Origin of the sequence: Rossellomorea aquimaris TF-12 (genome assembly GCF_001648555.1) — a bacterium.
Lineage (GTDB): Bacteria > Bacillota > Bacilli > Bacillales > Bacillaceae_B > Rossellomorea > Rossellomorea aquimaris.
This window is the reverse complement of record NZ_LQXM01000027.1, coordinates 285,204-304,960: the sequence shown is the minus strand read 5'-3', so window position 1 is coordinate 304,960 and position 19,757 is coordinate 285,204. Positions and strand designations below refer to the sequence as shown.

General features: G+C 37.1%; 17 protein-coding genes. 13 read left to right on the top strand and 4 right to left on the bottom strand.

Annotation, left to right across the window (positions count from 1 at the left end):
- The first annotated feature begins 49 nt into the window (after window positions 1-49).
- The gene (locus tag IQI_RS10865; protein ID WP_064092657.1) at window positions 50-424 is read left to right on the top strand and encodes a putative periplasmic lipoprotein; all 375 of its coding nucleotides are present in this window, start codon (window positions 50-52) and stop codon (window positions 422-424) included.
- Window positions 425-554: 130 nt separating this feature from the next.
- Here the strand turns inward: IQI_RS10865 and rpsD are convergent, their stop codons facing one another.
- Entirely contained in the window at window positions 555-1,157 is a 603-nt protein-coding gene (gene rpsD / locus IQI_RS10860) for a 30S ribosomal protein S4 (protein WP_064092656.1), read from the bottom strand.
- A gap of 348 nt (window positions 1,158-1,505) precedes the next feature.
- On the opposite strand from rpsD, the gene IQI_RS10855 reads away from it, so the two are divergent.
- The 3 genes from IQI_RS10855 to megL all read left to right on the top strand — a co-directional run bounded on the left by IQI_RS10855 (window position 1,506) and on the right by megL (window position 5,418).
- Complete coding sequence (locus IQI_RS10855; protein ID WP_064092655.1) at window positions 1,506-2,105, top strand: hypothetical protein; 600 nt, start codon at window positions 1,506-1,508, stop codon at window positions 2,103-2,105.
- Window positions 2,106-2,149: 44 nt separating this feature from the next.
- Window positions 2,150-4,006, top strand: a complete 1,857-nt coding sequence (locus IQI_RS10850; protein ID WP_064092654.1) for a sensor domain-containing diguanylate cyclase — start codon at window positions 2,150-2,152, stop codon at window positions 4,004-4,006.
- Window positions 4,007-4,200: 194 nt separating this feature from the next.
- A complete protein-coding gene (gene megL / locus IQI_RS10845; RefSeq protein WP_064092653.1) occupies window positions 4,201-5,418 on the top strand; it encodes a methionine gamma-lyase in 1,218 nt (405 codons plus the stop codon).
- 394 nt (window positions 5,419-5,812) lie between these two features.
- Here megL and IQI_RS10840 read toward each other — a convergent pair whose 3' ends face one another.
- A complete protein-coding gene (locus tag IQI_RS10840; protein WP_064092652.1) occupies window positions 5,813-6,298 on the bottom strand; it encodes a GAF domain-containing protein in 486 nt (161 codons plus the stop codon).
- A gap of 259 nt (window positions 6,299-6,557) precedes the next feature.
- Between IQI_RS10840 and refZ the strand changes: the two genes are divergently transcribed.
- Window positions 6,558-7,211, top strand: coding sequence for a forespore capture DNA-binding protein RefZ (gene refZ, locus IQI_RS10835; protein ID WP_064092651.1), 654 nt, complete (start codon window positions 6,558-6,560; stop codon window positions 7,209-7,211).
- Window positions 7,212-7,277: 66 nt separating this feature from the next.
- Here the strand turns inward: refZ and hisJ are convergent, their stop codons facing one another.
- Window positions 7,278-8,072: a histidinol-phosphatase HisJ gene (hisJ, locus tag IQI_RS10830; RefSeq protein WP_064092650.1), complete on the bottom strand. Its 795-nt coding sequence runs from the start codon at window positions 8,070-8,072 to the stop codon at window positions 7,278-7,280.
- A gap of 226 nt (window positions 8,073-8,298) precedes the next feature.
- Between hisJ and ezrA the strand changes: the two genes are divergently transcribed.
- Together ezrA and IQI_RS10820 are read left to right on the top strand one after the other, a co-directional pair.
- Window positions 8,299-9,993, top strand: coding sequence for a septation ring formation regulator EzrA (gene ezrA, locus IQI_RS10825; protein ID WP_064092649.1), 1,695 nt, complete (start codon window positions 8,299-8,301; stop codon window positions 9,991-9,993).
- Entirely contained in the window at window positions 9,993-10,295 is a 303-nt protein-coding gene (locus IQI_RS10820) for a hypothetical protein (protein WP_064092648.1), read from the top strand. The genes ezrA and IQI_RS10820 overlap by 1 nt, the downstream gene beginning before the upstream one ends.
- A 526-nt stretch (window positions 10,296-10,821) precedes the next feature.
- On the opposite strand, the gene brnQ is transcribed toward IQI_RS10820, so the two are convergent.
- A complete protein-coding gene (gene brnQ, locus IQI_RS10815; protein ID WP_064092647.1) occupies window positions 10,822-12,159 on the bottom strand; it encodes a branched-chain amino acid transport system II carrier protein in 1,338 nt (445 codons plus the stop codon).
- A gap of 321 nt (window positions 12,160-12,480) precedes the next feature.
- On the opposite strand from brnQ, the gene IQI_RS10810 reads away from it, so the two are divergent.
- From IQI_RS10810 to rarD, 6 genes are all read left to right on the top strand, one after another.
- On the top strand, window positions 12,481-13,632 hold the full coding sequence (locus tag IQI_RS10810) for a cysteine desulfurase family protein (RefSeq protein ID WP_064092646.1): 1,152 nt from the start codon (window positions 12,481-12,483) through the stop codon (window positions 13,630-13,632).
- Window positions 13,629-14,840, top strand: a complete 1,212-nt coding sequence (gene thiI, locus IQI_RS10805) for a tRNA uracil 4-sulfurtransferase ThiI (RefSeq protein WP_064092645.1) — start codon at window positions 13,629-13,631, stop codon at window positions 14,838-14,840. Before IQI_RS10810 ends, thiI begins: the two co-directional genes overlap by 4 nt.
- 84 nt (window positions 14,841-14,924) lie before the next feature.
- Window positions 14,925-15,128: an alpha/beta-type small acid-soluble spore protein gene (locus IQI_RS10800; RefSeq protein WP_064092644.1), complete on the top strand. Its 204-nt coding sequence runs from the start codon at window positions 14,925-14,927 to the stop codon at window positions 15,126-15,128.
- 172 nt (window positions 15,129-15,300) lie between these two features.
- Window positions 15,301-16,884: an acyl-CoA synthetase MbcS gene (gene mbcS, locus IQI_RS10795; RefSeq protein ID WP_064092643.1), complete on the top strand. Its 1,584-nt coding sequence runs from the start codon at window positions 15,301-15,303 to the stop codon at window positions 16,882-16,884.
- Between the two features lie 250 nt (window positions 16,885-17,134).
- Window positions 17,135-18,733: an amidohydrolase gene (locus IQI_RS10790; RefSeq protein WP_064092642.1), complete on the top strand. Its 1,599-nt coding sequence runs from the start codon at window positions 17,135-17,137 to the stop codon at window positions 18,731-18,733.
- 80 nt (window positions 18,734-18,813) lie between these two features.
- Window positions 18,814-19,731, top strand: a complete 918-nt coding sequence (gene rarD, locus IQI_RS10785) for an EamA family transporter RarD (protein WP_064092641.1) — start codon at window positions 18,814-18,816, stop codon at window positions 19,729-19,731.
- Window positions 19,732-19,757: the final 26 nt, after the last annotated feature.

Genomic DNA, 19,757 nt, shown 5'->3' with positions numbered 1-19,757 from the left:
TTCTGGTAAAATTACTGTGTATTTATGTGAAATTAAAGGGGCGTACATTTTGAAGAAACGAATGATTGCTTTGATTTTTGTATTTATACTTGTAGGTTGCAGTAATGAAAAAGTGATTCAACCAGATACTCCTTCTAATGTAACTCAATTAATGAAGTATCAGATTGATAATCAAAATTATAGTGCTTTTCAGTCTTTATTTAGTGAGGGGACTGAGGACACTATATCAAAAGAGACATTTCAACAAATCGGAGAAATATCGACTGCTGGTGCAAACTTTAAAAACTTTGAACTACTTACATTCGACAACGGAGAAATGCTATTCGTAGAGTTCAAACCTAAGCTAGAAAATGAAGATGAATATAAAATTGTTAATGTAAAAGTAGTACCAGAAGAAATGAAAGAATTATTTAAAACAAAGTAAAGACAAAGGAATACTACTTATTATTAGAGGTCTTTCTATGTACTTTTTAGCATTTTGTCAGTTGTGAAACCCTCTAAAACCACAAAAAAACACTGCCCATAAAATGGACAGTGTCTTTTTTTTACAAAGATTAACGAGAGTAGAACTCAACGATAAGAGCTTCATTGATTTCAGCTGGTAATTCAGAACGCTCAGGGATGCGAGTGAAAGTACCTTCTAATTTGTCAGCATCAAAAGTTACAAATTCAGGAACATAGCTGTTCACTTCGATTGCTTCTTTGATGATGTCAAGATTACGAGATTTTTCACGAACACCAATTGTTTGACCAGGTAGTACGCGGAAAGATGGGATATCTACACGAGATCCATTAACCATTACGTGACCGTGGTTAACAAGTTGACGAGCTTGACGACGAGTACGAGCTAAACCTAAACGATAAACAACGTTATCTAAACGGCACTCAAGAAGGGCCATGAAGTTTTCACCGTGCTTACCTTGAAGTTTACCTGCTTGATCAAATAAGTTACGGAATTGACGCTCAGTCACTCCATACATATGACGAAGCTTTTGCTTCTCTTGTAATTGTAAACCGTACTCAGAAATCTTTTTGCGTTGGTTTGGACCATGTTGTCCAGGAGCGTAAGGACGCTTTTCTAATTCTTTACCTGTTCCGCTAAGAGAGATTCCTAGACGGCGGGATAATTTCCAGCTTGGACCAGTATAACGAGCCATGAATGACTCCTCCTTTATTGTTTTTATTTTGTTGTAAAATAAAAACACCTGTGAATAGCAATTATGTGCATTTTGTTTTCATGTACCTTCGCCCTAGCAGCCGAGAGTTACAAGATACACCTCAATAGAGGAACAAAATACGATCATAAAGGATTTCACTGAAGCCGCATTATTTTACACAAAGAACATTATATGATGTATGGATGTATAAGTCAAGGGATGAATCGAAAGTATTCACTAATCTATTACAACTGATCAAAAGAAAAACGAAAGATAAACAAAATAGTCCATAAGTCATCCATTATGATATAATGGATATGGAAAATACTTTAAAAAAGGTGAATGTTCTTGAAAGAAACAACAAGAGAAAAATCCATTCGATTGCTGCTTATTGGAATGTGTGTATTAGTTGTATGGATTGGTTTTTCATCCACTTCAAAGCAAGTGAAAACGAGTGAGAATGCACCAAAAATACAGGCTCAAGTACTGACTCCTTTAGAGTCCGGAGCTAATCCCTTAGTAGCGATAGGTAAAACAGTTCAAGAACAATCCGTATTGATTATATATGAAATTGACAAAGGACATGATTATTTCTTTAAAGTCCGGCACAGTGTGACGTTGAAAAAAAACGTAAAAAACCTAATGCTTCACGAGAGAGGCATTTTAGTTCAATTAGATCATAACCAATGGATATTATTCTCTGAATCTTTAGAGGTGCTTGAAGAATTGAAAAAAGCTCCTAAAAGTACATATTCAAATGCCCAATCGTTTCATTACAATAAAAGCAAACAGTCAGTGGGAATTGACACTAAAGAGAGTGGTCTGATTCATCTTGATTTACCAGAAGGAAAGAAAGAGGAACCCATTTCCATATATCCTTTGGCAGTTGATCATTCTTTATGGCTTGTTTTATTTGAAGAAAGTGTCGTCATTGCTAAATCTGAATAAATGAAAATACTAGGTCACAAACCTTTTAGGTGTGGGTGAGAGAAATGTATGTTAATAATTCATTAGATACGTATAAATCTAAATTATTTGACTTAATTTATGAAGAAATGTCAATTGAACAACATCATAACCTTTATTTACATAAGTGGCTTGAGATTGTAAAAGTATGCTTAAAGGTAGAAAGTGCTTTTTTATATCTCTTTCATGATTCCTCGTACTATCTTTTTCAGCCAAAAACAACAAGAGAAGCTCAGCCGTTACTTTCGGAAAGTAGCTTAAAGGAAAGTTTCCATCCTCAAAAAATGTTCTTCTACAATGAAATAGAACTAGACGAGTCCTATAACATAGGTTTACGTTTTCCAAAGGAAGATGGCACTCCTTTTGCACTTCTTCTATTAAATAAGAAAAATCTGAAGGAGACTTTAAACGAAAAAGACCTTCAAAGCTTTTGGAAAGTAAGTAATCAATTCTTACATCATACTGAAGGAATCCAAACGGTACTTGAAGACGAGCGGCGATACAGAGAATTATTCAAGGTAACTGAAATCTTTCACTCTACAAGAGATGTAAAAACCCTTTTAATTCAAATTATCGAAACCTTGAAACAAGTCTTTCCGAATGACGATTATCATTTATTACTTTCAAATGACCACTATGATTTTGGAGATCTTCCAATTAAGAATTTTGATTTTGAAAATGCAAATCCTTTTGCCATGCAATCATTTGTCAATGGAAGCATCGAGGTCGAACAGGAGTGTATTTTATATGCACCTCTAAAAGGGAAGCAAGGTATTTATGGTGTTTTAGAAGTGAACTCGAACTCAAATTCTAATTCAACCTTTACAGAACAAAAAATTGAATTTATACGGCTACTGGCCTACACGGCTGGGAGCGCATTAGAAAATGCCAAACTTTATGAACAATCAAAGAGACTGATAACAGATCTACAGCTTATTAATGAAACCTCACATAAATTAAATTTAAATTTGAGATTAACTGAAACGTTAACTTTTTTGAAAAATCAAGTAAAACGTTCATTTCATGCCTCTGCAATTGGATTTGTGTTATTTGAAAAAGGAAAAACGATTGTCTTGGAGGAAAGCTCATCATTATTCTTTACAAATGAAGGAAACAAATACATTACATATGTGAAAGAACGTATCGAAAAAGAAAGAGATTCCATTTTCCTTGGGGATGCAAGTGACCGGGTAGTAGGTGGAGAGAAATTTGCTTCATTAATGGCTGTTCCGATGGTGCAAAATAATTCATTACTCGGTTTTTGCATCGTCCTTCATGAAGATCCGTACATGTTTTCCTTTGATATGTACAAGTTATTGCAATCCTTTATTCACCATTCAACTCTAGCCATTACAAACGCAACCTTACGAGAGAAGTTAGAGCACTTGGTTATTACAGACCATATGACAAAATTATTTGCCCGTCATTACTTAGACGAAACGATGGATACCTCAATGAAGAAAGACGATCAAGGAGTATTACTACTCATTGATATTGATGATTTCAAGGCGATCAACGATAACTATGGTCATCAAGTCGGGGATGAAGTTATTATTCAAGTGGCAAACCTGATAAAGAAAATGGTCGATCCACATGGTCTCGTTGCTCGGTGGGGTGGGGAAGAAATAGCGGTCTATTTCCCATCTCTTCCTCAGGAAAAGGGAGTGGAAATTGCACAAGGGATCATAGAACAAACATCTGCTGAGACCCAGCCAAGAGTGACTCTGTCTTGTGGTGTCTCCACTTGGAGAAAAGATGAAGAAAAGTGTCCGAAATCTGTTAAAGAATTAGTAAAAAGAGCAGATGAGGCCCTGTATCTAGCAAAGAATAACGGTAAAAATCAAGTGGTGGAAGATTGCGATAAAACAATTGTGATAGAGTAGAGATAAATATAAGCTTCAGGAAATCCGAGCGGTAGCCTTGAGAACACAAGGTTACTGCTTTTTATTGCAATGATGATATAAACAATATTTTCCTTTATCACTTTAATGTAAACGCTTTCTTTTTTTCTTGAATTATCATATTCTAGAATAGAAGAATGTTATAAACATACGGGGACTACTGGGAGGAATATGGGATGAAAGATGAAAAACGTTTCGAAACTAGGGTCATACATGAGGGGTACGAATCGACTCAACATTTTGATAGTTTAGCACCACCATTATACCAAACATCCACTTATACCTTTGCAAATGCAAAGCAGGGAGAGCATCGATTTGCTGGAGAAGAAGCAGGATATATATATTCTAGATTAGGTAATCCAACAGTTTCCATTCTTGAACAACGAATGGCTTCCTTAGAAGGAGGGGAAGGGGCACTTGGATTCGGTTCGGGAATGGCAGCAGTATCTGCTGTATTATTCTCATTAACAAAAACAGGAGATCATATTCTTTGTTCACAAGGGGTATATGGCTGTACCTTTGGATTGCTACAGTTATTGGAAGAAAAATTTGCTATCACACATGATTTCTCCTCAATGAGCACTGAAGATGAAATTCGCTCAAGGATTCATGAAAATACGAGCTGCATTTATGTAGAGACTCCGATTAATCCCACGATGCAATTAATAGATTTAGAGGTTGTGGTAAAGGTTGCTCATGAAAAAGGTATACCTGTTGTAGTAGATAATACCTTTTGTTCTCCGTATTTACAGAGGCCACTAGAATTAGGTTGTGATATTGTGATTCATAGTGCAACAAAATACATTGGAGGTCATGGTGACGTCATTGCAGGAGTTGTAGTGGGTACTCAAGAAAAAATGTCAGAAATCCGAATGACAACCCAAAAAGATATTGGGGGTATTATATCCCCGTTTGATGCGTGGTTATTATTAAGGGGATTAAAAACATTAGCAGTGCGGATGGATCGTCATTGTGAAAGTGCAGAAAAAATTGCTGATTTGCTCGTCAAACACCCTGCAATAGAAAAGGTCATCTATCCTGGACATTCTAATCATCCTCAGCATGCTATTATGAAAAAGCAAATGAAAAAAGCAGGAGGGATGATTTCCTTCACGATCAAAGGCTCTAAAGAAGAAGCACAAAAGGTTATGGACGATTTACAAATGATTAAAATCGCAGTTAGCTTAGGGGATGCAGAGACATTGATTCAGCATCCGGCAACAATGACCCATGCGGTTGTCCCTGAAGAATACAGAATGAAGATGGGAATTGATGATAATCTCTTAAGACTATCTGTTGGATTAGAGGCACCAGAGGATATTTGGAAGGACTTAGAACAAGCGTTAAATAAAGCTTGTTCCCACGGATTAACAACCGTTTCAGAAATGAAGTGAATAGAAAAGGGAAGGAACCGAATCGACGGTCCTTCCCTTTTTTCTGATTATTACGCTGTTTTGGTAATAATGAGATCAATCAAAATATTAATAAAAGAATGGCTGATTTCTATTTTTGGGCAAAGGCTTATAAATCAGAATTCTGGCTTATAAATTCCCAAAACCGTCTCATCAAATGATAATGAGAGTGATAGACGAAAGTGTGGAGCAAAAAAAGGTCCACATGAAATTCGTTTTAACTAACATCTAAGCAGAAAATCGAACAGTTTCATCGTTTTCATTCAAAATCAAGTAGAAATAAGGGTGCATTTACTTATATAGACGAATGAATCCTGATTTCATGGTAATCAAAATGGATACTCGGCAAGGCAAGCATCCATGTAAAAAGAACTTTTTATAAATGAAGTAAAAGCTCGTTCGCAAATGCTTCCAAATATTTTTGGTCTTCTTGATCAAAACGAGACTTTTCAGGGCTGTCGATATCTAATACACCAATCAATTTATCATCCTTTACTAAAGGGATAACAATTTCTGATTGAGAAGCAGCGTCACAGGCAATATGTCCTGGGAATTGATGTACATCTTCAATCACAAGGGTTTTTCTTTCGCTGGCAGAGGTTCCGCATACGCCTCGGCCTAAAGGGATTCTGACACAAGCAGGTAGTCCTTGGAAGGGTCCTAATACCAATTGATTGCTCTCTTCTTCATATAAATAGAATCCTACCCAATTAATACGGTCCAGAAATTGACCTAAAAGAGCGGATGCGTTACTAAGATTTGCTATTTGATTTGGTTCTCCGTCCAGTAAGGCTTTTAATTGTTTCGTTACTAGATCAAAATTCTTTTCTTTTGTTCCCTGATAATTTTCGGCGTTAAACATCAACAATTCCCCCGATTCTACATTTTTAGTCTATTTTCTTGTGAAATCCTCTACCTTATCCCTTTTAATAAGAAAAACTGTCGAGAAATACTTAGAGGGAATTCCTCTAAAAACACGAATTCAATGATTAGATACACTTAAAAGAAGATATCTATTGAACCATTTTTAGCATATTTCAAAGCAATCTTCAACAAAGTAGACTTTTTATCTTCTCTATGTTGAAGACATAGCGGCCATTAAAATAGAAAAGAGGGAAAATATGAAAAGAATTGAGTCCTCTATTCCAACGAAAGAAGCCATTTTTCAAGCAGCTGTCTATTTATTTTATGACCACGGGTATGATGGAACTTCGGTTCGAGACATAGCCAAAAAAGCGAATGCAAATCCTTCGACCATTTCTTACTATTTTAAAGGGAAGCAAGGATTATTAGAAGCGTGCTTCACCCATTTTTTTGAACCGTATTTACGATTCCTTGAAGAAGAAGTGGAATCGCTAAACTACATTTCGGCAGATGTTTGCTTAAAAAGAGCTGTATACAAAATATTAAAATTTCAAAGTGAAAATCATCAATTATCCAGATTCATTTGGAGAGAAGTATCGATTGATTCACAGGTAGTTCGTGAAATTATTTCTTCTTATTTAATGAAGGAACGATATTATTTGAAACGATTATTTGAACATGGCATGATAGAGCATTCCTTCAAGAAACAGCCGGCCAGCTTTCTCGTCATTCAATTAAAGTCCATGTTGACCATGCCCTTTCTAAACAGCCAGCACATACGAGAAGTATGGCAGATGTTTCCACAGGAGCATTATTTCATTGATCAGTATTATCAAAATCTTGATCAATGGATTGATTTACTTCTAGTATCCGAATCACGTGATCCTATAAAAAAAGAACTTATCGTTTAGCAAAAAAATTGACTCAAAGTGGAGTCAATTTTTTTTGGAAAAGTTTATTGTTGAATTTATACACTATTAAATATTCATACGTTTTCTGCCCTGGTCAATTCCAGCCGATTGGTGAGCATCAGAGCCATAGACTGTCTTTATATTTAGAGAACGGGCTTTTTGAATGACATCCAATGGTGGATATGATTCCCCACAATAGGGTTTTACGAATCCAGCACCATTATAATCAAGCTCATAATTTCTTGAAGCTACTTCCTTTAGAATACCTTCAATTTCTTCCTTAAAGGGATTTGAAGGTGGATAAAGTTTTTGAAACTTTCGTGCCAAAGTCATATGACCAATTCGCTTCGGTTTAAATACTCCTAAATCTGCTTTAATCGAATGTAAGACCGTTTCATAATAACGTTGATAAACATGATCGACAGAACCATAGTACTCTACCATTGAATGGAACACCTCTGGACTAAAATCTAAGCAATCCCATTTTCCTTCATGAACTAAAAAGTGAACAGAAAGAATACTGTCATCCAGTAAAGGTCCGTATTTATTGAGAAAAGCAGTTGTCTCCTTTTCAAAGCTCTCAATATAATCAACTTCTAAACCTGCAAGAATTGTAATTTCACCTTTATATTTTTCTTTTAGATCTTTGATTGTGTCAAAGTATTCTAAGAGCTTTTTCTCCTTCATTCCACTGTCCTGATCAGGAGTTGTATCCTTAAAACCTGGTGGAAGAGGAGCATGCTCAGTAAAAGTGATCTGTGTGTAATCATGACTAAGAGCCTTTTCAACATATAGTTCAAAAGAATCATTACTTCCATGTGGACAAAAAGGGGTGTGGATATGACCATCCACTTTGATCATGGGAATCACTTCCTCATATATTTATTGAAAATTTCCGTTTTTAATAGGAAATTATCTATTTTTTCTTGAATTTATTAATAAATAATGATTTGTCTCTGAAAAATTAGAAATTATTAGTCAAAAATTGTCGCTAACATGGTATTATTATAGCAATGACAAATTATTAATGAAACATTCAATTTGATATATATAAATGTCTACTGAATAGTTGAACAGGGGGCTTATGATGCAATACGTCATCGCTGGAATTGGACTAATCCTAATAATATTCCTTATTGGATTTATATCTAGAAAAAAATATTACACGGAAATTGATCGATATGAAGCTTGGAAGATTGATATTATGAATCGACCCGTTTCAGAAGAACTCTCTAAAGTGAAGCAACTGAACATGACCGGTCAGACTGAGGAGTTGTTTGAAACTTGGAGACAAGGATGGGATGAAATTGTTGCTGTACAGCTTCCTGAGGTAGAAGAATTATTATTTGATGCGGAAGAGTATACAGATAAATTTCGTTATAGCAAAACGAAGCAGACATTATCCCGTATAGAGGAAGTCCTTAAGCAAACGGAGGAGAAAATTGAGAGTATCCTCGAGGAATTAAATACATTGGTTGGCAGCGAAGAGAAGAATCGGGAAGAAATTGAATCTCTTCAAGAAAGTCATCGAAATAGTAAAAAACAATTGCTTGCTTATCGCCATACATATGGACAATCGGCTAAAAAAATTGAAGCCACTCTAGATAAACTTGCATTGGAAATTAATCAATTTAATGAATTGACGGAGCAAGGGAATTACTTAGATGCACGAGAGATTGTTTTAGGCCTGGCTGAAGAGGTGAAAACAATATCCTATAAAATGGAGACGGTTCCGAGACTATTATCTGATTGTGATTCCTTATTACCATCACAATTGTCAGAGCTAGAAACGGGATTTTATGAAATGAAAGACCAGGGGTACAAGCTTGATCACATTGAAGTGGAGAAGAAACTCAGCTCTTTGAAGAGCTCCCTGTCTACATTTAACCAAAACCTCGAGGATCTTCAAGTGGAAGAGGTAGAAGAAGGTATTCAAGATCTTAAAGTGAAAGTAGAAACACTTTATGATTTATTAGAAAAAGAAGTGCACGCAAAGCATTTTGTCTTGCAATATAAAGACCAAACGACAGAAGGTTTGATTAAGACAAAAGAAGAAAATGAAAGCATTAAATCTGAAGTGAATATTGTTCAGCAAGGGTATCATTTAAATGAAGCCGATCTGAAAACACCAAGAGAAATTGAGAAGAGAATCATTCAACTTTCTAAGCGCCATGAACAAATCATGATTAAAGTAGAAAATAATGAAACAGCATACTCTCATTTAAGTGAAGAATTAAAAGAGATTCGAACGTTACTTGAGGAACTGAATCAAGAGCAAAGTGATTTTAATTTGTACCTTCAAAATCTAAGAAAAGATGAATTAACAACTCGTGAAAAAATTCATGATCTTAGGAAAAAGGTTGCCGAGGCTAGTCGAATGATTTCTAAGAGCAATGTACCAGGGCTTCCAGCTGACTACAAAGATCTTCTTGAAGAAGTTCATAGAAAGTTGGAACAAGTAAATGCAGCTCTAACAGAGAAGCCCCTTAACATGAAGTTCATTCAAGAAACATTACTCGGAGCAGAAGATACAGTCAATCATTTCTTCCATAAGACAGAGGATTTAATCGAAAACGTCATTCTTTCTGAGAAAATCATTCAATACGGTAATCGATATCGAAGTCGCTATAGCTCAGTAAGAGACGGTCTGGAATCTGCTGAAGAAGCTTTCCGTCAATATGATTATAGGAAGGCACTAGAAGAAGCTGCTACGACAATCGAAAAAGTTGAGCCAGGTGCTCTTAAAAGAATTGAGAAAATGATCAATTCAGAGGAAAATTAATGGAGAAAATTGCTATTTGGGTAATAGGGATTGTATCCTCTATTATTTGGATATCCGTTATCGCTCTGTTACTTCTCCCAGGTGACACGCCCACCTATTCACAAGACATTGAGATTCATGAACATTCTCGAGAGAATAGACAGGATGAGGTGGACTCGGACTCTAAGCTGGATGCTCATACTAAGGATAAAGATTTCTCCACCCAGGGACTTACAAAAAATGATGTTGAACATTTTCTTACAGAAGACAAAGTAAGCATTGATGTATTACTAGAATGGATTACAAATAAAAAGACCGATTGAGATTATTTTCTCAATCGGTCTTTTTTTATGATAGAGCTAAAAAGCTCTTTTCGCAAAGATTGTTGAATACACATGATTGGCCAAGTCTCTGTCAACAAGTGTGTGCTGGATGTTGAGGTGGACGTTCAGCCGAGCCTACTCAGCTTCGCTTCCGGGGTCTCGGCACGCTCGTTTTTCCGCAGGAGTCTACGCAGTTCCCCTCATCATCTAATAGTGTTTTGTCTGACTGAGCTTAATTGTGACAAAAAAAAATCGAAAGAAGCTTTCTTTCGATAATACAAGTTAAATTCACTACTACATGTGTTTTAAACGTAGATGGTATTTATATAAGTCTCTAGCAAGAAACTCATGCTAAAAAAAGTTGATTGGAGCGGAAGGTGCTCGACTCATTCCCCGCGGAAAGCGAGCACCCTTCGCTGCAATAAACCACTACTCGCTTTTTAAAAAGCAACAAAGTTTATGAAAACAGCCAGCTAAAAAGAAAACATCTATGAGAGACTCTCATAGATGTTTAAAAATAAAATGACTAAGCTTCAATCATTCGTTTTGATTGTCCTGCTGCCAGTGCAATAATAAATCCAATGATGGCACCAACTATAGCAGGTACAATCCAGCCAATTCCTTCTGTGTAAAAAGGAAGGAAGCTTAATGTTTGAGCAATTCCACTCACATCTACTCCAGCGGTTTTAAATCCATCAATCAAACTGATCAATCCTGTTGGAAGTAACGCACCAATATATACCAGGTTATAACCATTAAACCAATTGTGCATAAAGGATAGTAAGATCAATACAATCGCTAATGGGTAAATGAAAATTAAAACAGGTAAAGATACTGCAATCAATTGTGTTAATCCGATGTTTGCAATGATCATACTAAAAGCAGATATAATTAGAACCAGCTTTGGATAAGAAACAGGAAGTATTTTAGAAAAATACTGTGAACATGCAGATACCAGACCGACAGACGTAGTAATACAGGCAAAGGTAATGGCTAAGCCTAAAATGATGGCACCTAACGAACCAAATAAATGACCGGCAGCGGCAGAAAGGATTGCTCCACCATTTGCTTGTGTACCAATCGAATCAGTACTAGTCGCTCCAATATAGCTTAAGGATAAATATACAAGAGCCAATCCAATGGCAGCTATGACTCCTGCACTAATGGTAATTCGAGTTAAGCTTTTTTTGCTCGTTATCCCACGTTCCTTAATAGAGTTTATTACAACAATTCCGAATACTAATGCGGCAATCGTATCCATTGTCAGATAGCCTTCAATAAATCCTTTGAATAAAGCACCATCCTGATAAGCCGGGTTTGGGGCACCAGGTTCACCCATAGGAGTAATGATACTCTTAACGACCAGGATTGTTAGTATAACGATTAAAGAAGGTGTTAAAACCTTTCCGATTCGATCGACAAGCTTAGATGGATTCATTGCAAGCCAAGCAGTTATACCAAAAAAGATGATAGAATAAATCAATAGGGATAATCCGTACTTCGCCGCACCTTCTGGCAAGAATGGTATTACGCCAATTTCGTACGCTACAGTTCCTGTTCGAGGAATTCCAAAAAATGGTCCAATCGCTAAGTACATAACAATTGTAAAAATCAAACCATACAATGGGTGCACTCTATTTGCAAGAGTTTGTAAGTCTCCACCTGAACGAGCAATGGCGATGACGCCTAATAATGGAAGGCCAACACCGGTAATGAGAAATCCGATAATTCCAGTCCACACATGCTCACCGGCTTGTTGACCCAAAAATGGTGGAAAAATCATATTGCCTGCTCCAAGAAACAAGGCAAAAAGCATTAGACCTATCGTTAAAACTCCACCAAATGACAGCGTTTTTTCATTCATATATACCCCTCCGTTTGTAATCGTTTACATAAGGCAAAACTATCTTATCATAAGAATGTTGAAAATTGTCGAATAACAAAATAGTCTTACAATTTAGTATATTTAAATAATTAATATTGAATTTGTTCTTTTATGATTCTCGCAAAGATTCTGTTAATTATCAATGTTTTTTTCGTAAAATCAACAAATTTCTATATTCGTTATTAGAAAGAAATATTATGATTTAAATAATTTTTTGTGATTCCATTTTACTTTCATGTAGGAATTTGAGAGATATGTGTTAAGATTAATGATTGGAAACAACTAAAGAAGGTGTTCAAATTGATCTATTTTGATAATAGTGCAACGACAAAGCCATACAAAGAAGTGTTAGATACATTTATTAAAGTGAATGAAAGCTTTTATGCAAATCCTTCATCCATTCACTCCTTTGGTGGGCAGGTTGAAAAATTAGTACAGCAATCCAGACAGCAAGTGGCTTCACTGTTAAAAATAAAACCAAAAGAAGTCTATTTTACTTCTGGAGGTACAGAGTCAAACAACATAGCGATAAAAGGTGCGGCCATGCAATATGGTCATAGAGGAAAACATATTATTACAACGAAGGTTGAGCATCCCTCTGTCATTAATACCTGTAAACAGTTAGAATCTCTCGGCTACTCCGTTACCTACCTTGACGTTGATTCAAGTGGGAGAGTTCAACCCTGTGATGTAAAGGGAGCCATCCAGAAAGACACTATTCTGGTCTCTGTGATGCATGTGAACAATGAAATAGGAACGATTCAACCTATTGAGGAAATTGGTTCGATTCTAAACCAGTACCCTAAAATACTCTTCCACGTGGATGCTGTTCAAGCATGTGGAAAAGTTCCAATGGCACTCTCAAACGACCATATTGATTTATGCAGCATTTCTGCTCACAAAATTCATGGAATCAAAGGAACAGGCATCTTATTTGTGAGGGACGGACTTGAACTCTCTCCTCTATTTACAGGGGGCGAACAGGAAGGTAACCTTAGAAGCGGTACAGAAAATACAGGTGGAATCGTTTCATTTGCAAAAGCCTTGAGGATTCATTCGGAAGAAAGTCTACATCAGTTGTCTGCTTTGAAAGAGATTCAACAATTTTTAAGAGAAGAGCTAATGAAAATAGAAAATGTCACTGTGCATACACCTTTTGACCATAGCGCTCCTCATATAGTGAATTTTTCAATCGAACAATTTAAAGCAGAGGTGTTGATTCACGCATTGGATCGCCATCATGTATATGTATCGACAACGAGTGCATGTTCTTCTAAACAAAGTAAACCAAGCCGTACTCTCTTATCCATGGGTGTATCAGAGAAAATCGCAAATAGCTCCATCAGAATCAGTTTGTCCTTTCAAAATACAATGAATGAAGCTGAAGAATTTATAGATCTTTTGAAAAAAGAAATCATACAATTACAGAAAACAATGAGGAGATCACGATGAAATATAATCGAATTTTAGTTAGATATGGTGAAATTTCAACCAAAGGAAGAAATCGAAAAAAATTCACGTCCAAGTTACGAGAAAACATTATTGAAGCATTAAAGGATTTTCCAACTATATCCGTTTCTGCAAGCCGTGACCGATTACATATATTGTTGGGTGACGAAAACGCGGAAGCTGTGATTCCAAGGCTAGAGAAGATATTCGGTATTCAATCCTTTAGTCCTGTTGTAAAGGTTGAAAGAAATTTAGAGGAAATTTGTGAGGCAGGATTATCACTTGTGCAAAAGAGCTTTCAAGAAGGGAAAACCTTTAAGGTGTCTGCTCGTCGTGCCGATAAGCATTTCCCATATGATACAAATGAACTGAATTACGAAGTAGGATCATTTATTTTAAAAAATGTTGAAGGCTTAACCGTGGATGTGAAAAATCCAGATATCAAATTGAATGTAGAAGTTCGAAAAGAAGGAGTGTATCTTTCATCTGAAATTTATCCTGGTTCAACTGGTATGCCAGTAGGAACTAGTGGAAAAGCTATGCTCATGCTTTCAGGTGGAATTGACAGCCCGGTTGCCGGATACCTGACGATGAAAAGGGGTGTTGAAGTGGAGGCGGTCCATTTCCACAGCCCACCTTTTACAAGTGAACGTGCAAAGCAAAAGGTCATTGACCTCTCAAAGAAGCTCTCTGCTTTTAGTGGAAAGGTAAACCTGCATATCGTTCCTTTTACCAAGATACAGCAAACGATCCATGACCAGGTTCCTGAGAACTATACTATGACATCAACAAGACGAATGATGCTCTTAATTGCCGACGCCATTCGTCAGAAGCATGAAGGACTGGCTTTAGTGACAGGAGAAAGTCTTGGTCAAGTGGCAAGTCAGACATTAGAGAGTATGCTAGCGATTAACGATGTAACAAATACTCCGGTCCTTCGTCCACTTATTGCAATGGACAAGTTAGAAATTATTGATATTGCACAGAAAATCGATACACATGATATTTCCATTCTACCGTACGAAGATTGCTGCACGATCTTTACACCACCAGCACCAAAAACTCGACCTAAAAAAGAGAAGGTTCAATATTACGAAAGTTTTGTTGACTTTGAAAGCCTTATAAAGGAAGCGGTAGAGGAAACTGAAATCATTACAATCGATGGTGCTACCAGTTCTCAGCTAGATGAAAGTTTTGATGATTTACTTTAAAATTTAGGAACATTTACCATGTGATTTCCCTGCATGAAGCCATGTGTTTTCGCACATTCTATACTCACAAGGAGGTGAATACACATGGCAAACCAAAGTTCAAACCAATTAGTAGCTCCAGGAGCTCAACAAGCAATCGACCAAATGAAATACGAAATCGCTTCAGAATTCGGTGTTCAACTTGGTCCAGATGCAACTGCACGTGCTAACGGTTCTGTTGGTGGTGAAATCACTAAGCGTTTAGTTCAAATGGCTGAACAACAAATCGGTGGCGGATACTCAAAATAATTTAATAAAATGGCTACAAGGAGCGAGGAATCTCGCTCCTTTTATTTATGTTCTTCTCCTCCTTTGTCTGAACAAAAAATAGTTCATTTCTCCCATTAGAAAATGAATAATTTAAAATATTTCAATAATTTTGTATAATGGAAAATGTAAGTACATACAAGGGGGAGTTCAAATGTTGAGAGAAGAACTAATTGCACCTGAAAAGTATAATCTTGTCGAAGAGGTAGAACGATTTACAGGTAATGAAGACAAGCTTGCAATCAAATGGGAAAATGAAGACGGTGCGAAGAAAGAGATTACGTATAAAGAGTTAATGAAAAATGCGAATAAAATTGGAAACGTTTTCTTAAATTCTAATCTTCAACAAGGGGATGTCATCCTCGTAATGGTACCTAGATTGATCGAAGCCTATGCAGTCTATCTTGCTGCATTAAAATCAGGACTTATCGTGATTCCCAGTTCAGAAATGCTTCGGGCAAAGGATCTTGAGTATAGAATCGATCATGGAGATGTAAAAGGGATTGTGGCCTACTCTCCATTTATACAACAATTTGAAAATGTAAGAGGAATGGATAAGCTACAAAAATTCGTCGTTGGTGATAAGCAAGAGGGATGGATTGCTCTTGATGATGAAATGAAAAAAGCAAGCGATCAACTTTCATTTGCTAATACGACAAGAGATGATATGGCGTTCCTATCCTATACGTCCGGGACAACTGGAAACCCTAAGGGAGTTGTACATACACATGGCTGGGCATTTGCACATTTACGCACAGCCGCCAAAAAATGGTTGGCAATTGAAGAGGGAGATACCGTATGGGCTACAGCAGGTCCAGGCTGGCAAAAGTGGATTTGGAGCCCTTTTCTTTCCGTTCTTGGTTCTGGAGCAACGGGCCTTGTCTATCAAGGGAAATTTGAACCAAATACCTATCTTCAAATGCTTCAAGATAATGAGGTCAACGTGCTATGCTGTACACCAACTGAATATCGATTAATGGCCAAAGTGGATAACCTAGCATCATACAAGCTTGATCATCTACATAGTGCTGTCTCTGCCGGTGAGCCTTTAAACCGAGAAGTCATTGATGCCTTCAAAAGACATTTCAATGTAGAAGTACGGGATGGATACGGGCAAACAGAAAACACATTGCTGGTAGGGATCATGAAGGGGATGGAACTAAAGCCAGGATCAATGGGAAGACCAACACCAGGTAATCGAGTCGATATCATTAATGAAGAAGGACATCCATGTGAGGTAGGAGAAGTTGGTGATATTGCTGTTCATGTTGAAACACCGGCCCTCTTTAAAAATTATTACAAGGATCCAGAGAGAACCGCTATGCAATTTAGAGGAGATTACTACATTACCGGTGACAAAGCGAAAAAGGATGAGGATGGATATTTCTGGTTTGAAGGAAGAGGAGACGATATCATTATCAGCTCCGGTTATACGATTGGACCCTTCGAAGTAGAAGATGCTCTCGTGAAACATTCCTATGTGAAAGAATGTGCCGTTGTCGGCAGTCCAGACGAAGTAAGAGGTTTAATCGTGAAGGCGTTTGTTGTATTAAGAGAGGATGTTGATCAGGACGATCCTGAATTAATCCCTCAGCTTCAACAGCACGTAAAAGAGTTGACGGCACCATATAAATATCCTAGAAAAATTGAGTTTGTAGAAGAATTACCGAAAACAACCTCAGGAAAAATTAGAAGAATTGAATTGAGACAAAAAGAAATGAGTTCAATGAAACATTAAATGGAAGGAGAGAGCCAAATCATTGGTTCTCTCTTTTTTTATTTGCGAAATCCTGAATATATCGAGTGAAATCTTCATTTTATTTGCGAAACTTTCATTTTATCGAGTGAAATTTCAAATATATTTGCGAGCTACCTATTTTCCGACAAAATTTGACAACATCTCACCCATCTCGGCTTTTTTCTTTCCGAGTCCTCCTATATTATGGTACATTTGAAACAGACTTTTATGAAGAAAGGAAGCTTTCCAGATGGGTACTTTATGGAAGAACGGTAGAATCTATACGATGCAAGATGAGGGTCATGTGGTAGAAGCTGTATTTACTGAAAATGGTTTTATAAAAGCGTTAGGAACAACAAAAGAATTAGAAGATAAATGGAAAGAATCCATTGAAAAAAGTATTGATCTTCATCAACAGGTAATGTTTCCAGGCTTCGTTGATAGTCATATGCACTTAATAGGTCATGGTGAAACGTTAATGAGGTTAGATCTTTCAAATATGACAAGTAAAAAAGATGTGTTACAAGCAGTAAAGGAGAAAGCCTCTCAGCTTAAAGAAGGACAGTGGGTAATTGGTGAAGGATGGAATGAAAACCTTTGGGAAGATGCTGCTGTGCTGACGAAGGAAGAGTTAGACAACGCGGTTCCAAATCATCCAGTCCTCCTGAAGCGAATTTGTAGACATGCTATGGTTGTGAATTCACTGGCACTAGAAGAAGCTGGAATTGACGAGCATACAGAAAACCCTGCGGGAGGCTTAATCGAGAAGGATGCGAAGGGGTCTTTAAACGGTTTACTCAAAGATAAGGCCCAGGATCTTATGATCGAAGCTTTACCGAATATTTCATCATCTTACTTGGAGGAAGCATTAGGAAAAGGGATAGAAAGCTGCTGGCAAAACGGTTTAGTAGGTGGTCATACAGAGGACTTAAGTTACTATGGCAACTTTAATAAAACCTTTAATGCTTTCAAGCAGACCATTGGAGAAGAGCGAAAAAAATTCCGAGCTCATCTTCTCGTTCATCATGAAGTGATTGAGGATTGGAAGGATGAAGGGCATCATTTCTTAAGTGGGAATGAATTTATTGAATTCGGTGCTATGAAAATTTTTGCTGATGGAGCTTTAGGTGGGAGAACCGCTTTATTAAGTTATCCATATGCTGACGACCCCAGCACTCATGGTGTCAGCATTCACTCCAACGAGAAGCTATTAGAACTGGTTGAAAAGGCAAGGAAATATGATTTACCGATTGCAGTTCATACCATTGGAGACCAGGCTTTTGAAAATGTATTGAAAGCGGTCCTTCAATACCCCTCAAATGAAAAACGACGAGACCGTTTCATTCATGCTCAAATTTTAAGAAAAGAGCTTATTGATCAAATAAAAGGTTTGCCATTAATCTTAGATATTCAGCCAAGATTTGTAGCATCTGATTTTCCATGGGTGGTCGATCGGTTGGGAGAAGCCAATATGGAATATAACTATGCCTGGAAGACACTACTCCAGGAAGGGATACCATGTGCTGGTGGATCTGATGCACCAATTGAACCGATTAATCCTCTACTAGGAATACATGCTGCGGTTACAAGGACGAATCCTTTAGATCCTAACAAAGAATCCTACCGCCCTGAGCAATCACTTTCCATGTATGAGGCTGTTTCCTTGTTCACAAAAGGGAGTGCCTATGCCTGTCATCATGAACAGGATAGAGGAATGATTCAGGAAGGATTCACGGCAGACTTTACTGTTTTAGAAAGCGATCCTTTTACGATTGATGTAGATCAATTACTTACAAAATTAGTTTCTATGACAGTAGTAGATGAAACAATAGTTTACCAAAAAAAATAAATAAAGATTGCCCCCTAAACCGTTCACCGATATAATGAAGTTATTTCGGATATAGAAATAGTTTTGGGGGTGTTTTTATTTTGAAACAAACGGAACAAGCGGGAATCATCTATACGGCTTTTTCTTATTTCCTTTGGGGAATTCTTCCTATTTATTGGAAATTTTTAAACCATGTACCTGCTGATGAAATTCTAGCCAATCGAATTTTTTGGTCTTTTTGGTTCATGCTTATGTTTTTGTTTGTAACAAAGAGGTGGAAGGACTTTCATCTATATTTAAAAACATCTCTTACGAAAAAGAAGCAGCTGCTTGGGTTATTACTTGCGTCCCTATTAGTCAGTACAAACTGGTTTATCTATATATGGGCGGTCAACACCAATCAAATGGTAGAAGCTAGCTTAGGGTATTATATAAACCCTCTTGTGAGTGTATTATTAGGAGTGTTTATATTAAAGGAAACCCTGTCTAAAGCCCAAATCGTATCCTTTATCTTAGCGTCGGTTGGAGTACTCATCTTAACCTTTTCGTATGGACAATTTCCTTGGATCGCCATCGGTCTGGCCTTTTCCTTTGGATTATATGGATTAGCCAAAAAGCTTATCCAAGTGGACTCTGCCATCGGATTAACTCTAGAAACCATGACCATTGCCCCTTTGTCACTCATCTACATTCTTTACTTATTTCTAAGCGGTACACCTTCACTCTTTAAAGTTTCAGTAGGGACGGACCTGCTACTCATCGGAGCAGGAGCAGCCACGGCGATTCCATTGATGTTTTTCTCCAAAGGAGCTCAGCAAATTCCACTTTACATGGTAGGATTTTTACAATATATCGCTCCTACTCTTACATTGATTCTTGGGATATGGGTGTATAAAGAAACGTTTTCTTTCGTCCATCTCATTTCTTTTCTGTTTATATGGCTGGCCTTAACGATCTTCACTCTTTCTCGTGTTCAGTATGCCCGGAAGAGAAGAAGAGAGGCCAGATTATCTGCATAAAAAACGCTCTAGCCTCGGCTAGAGCG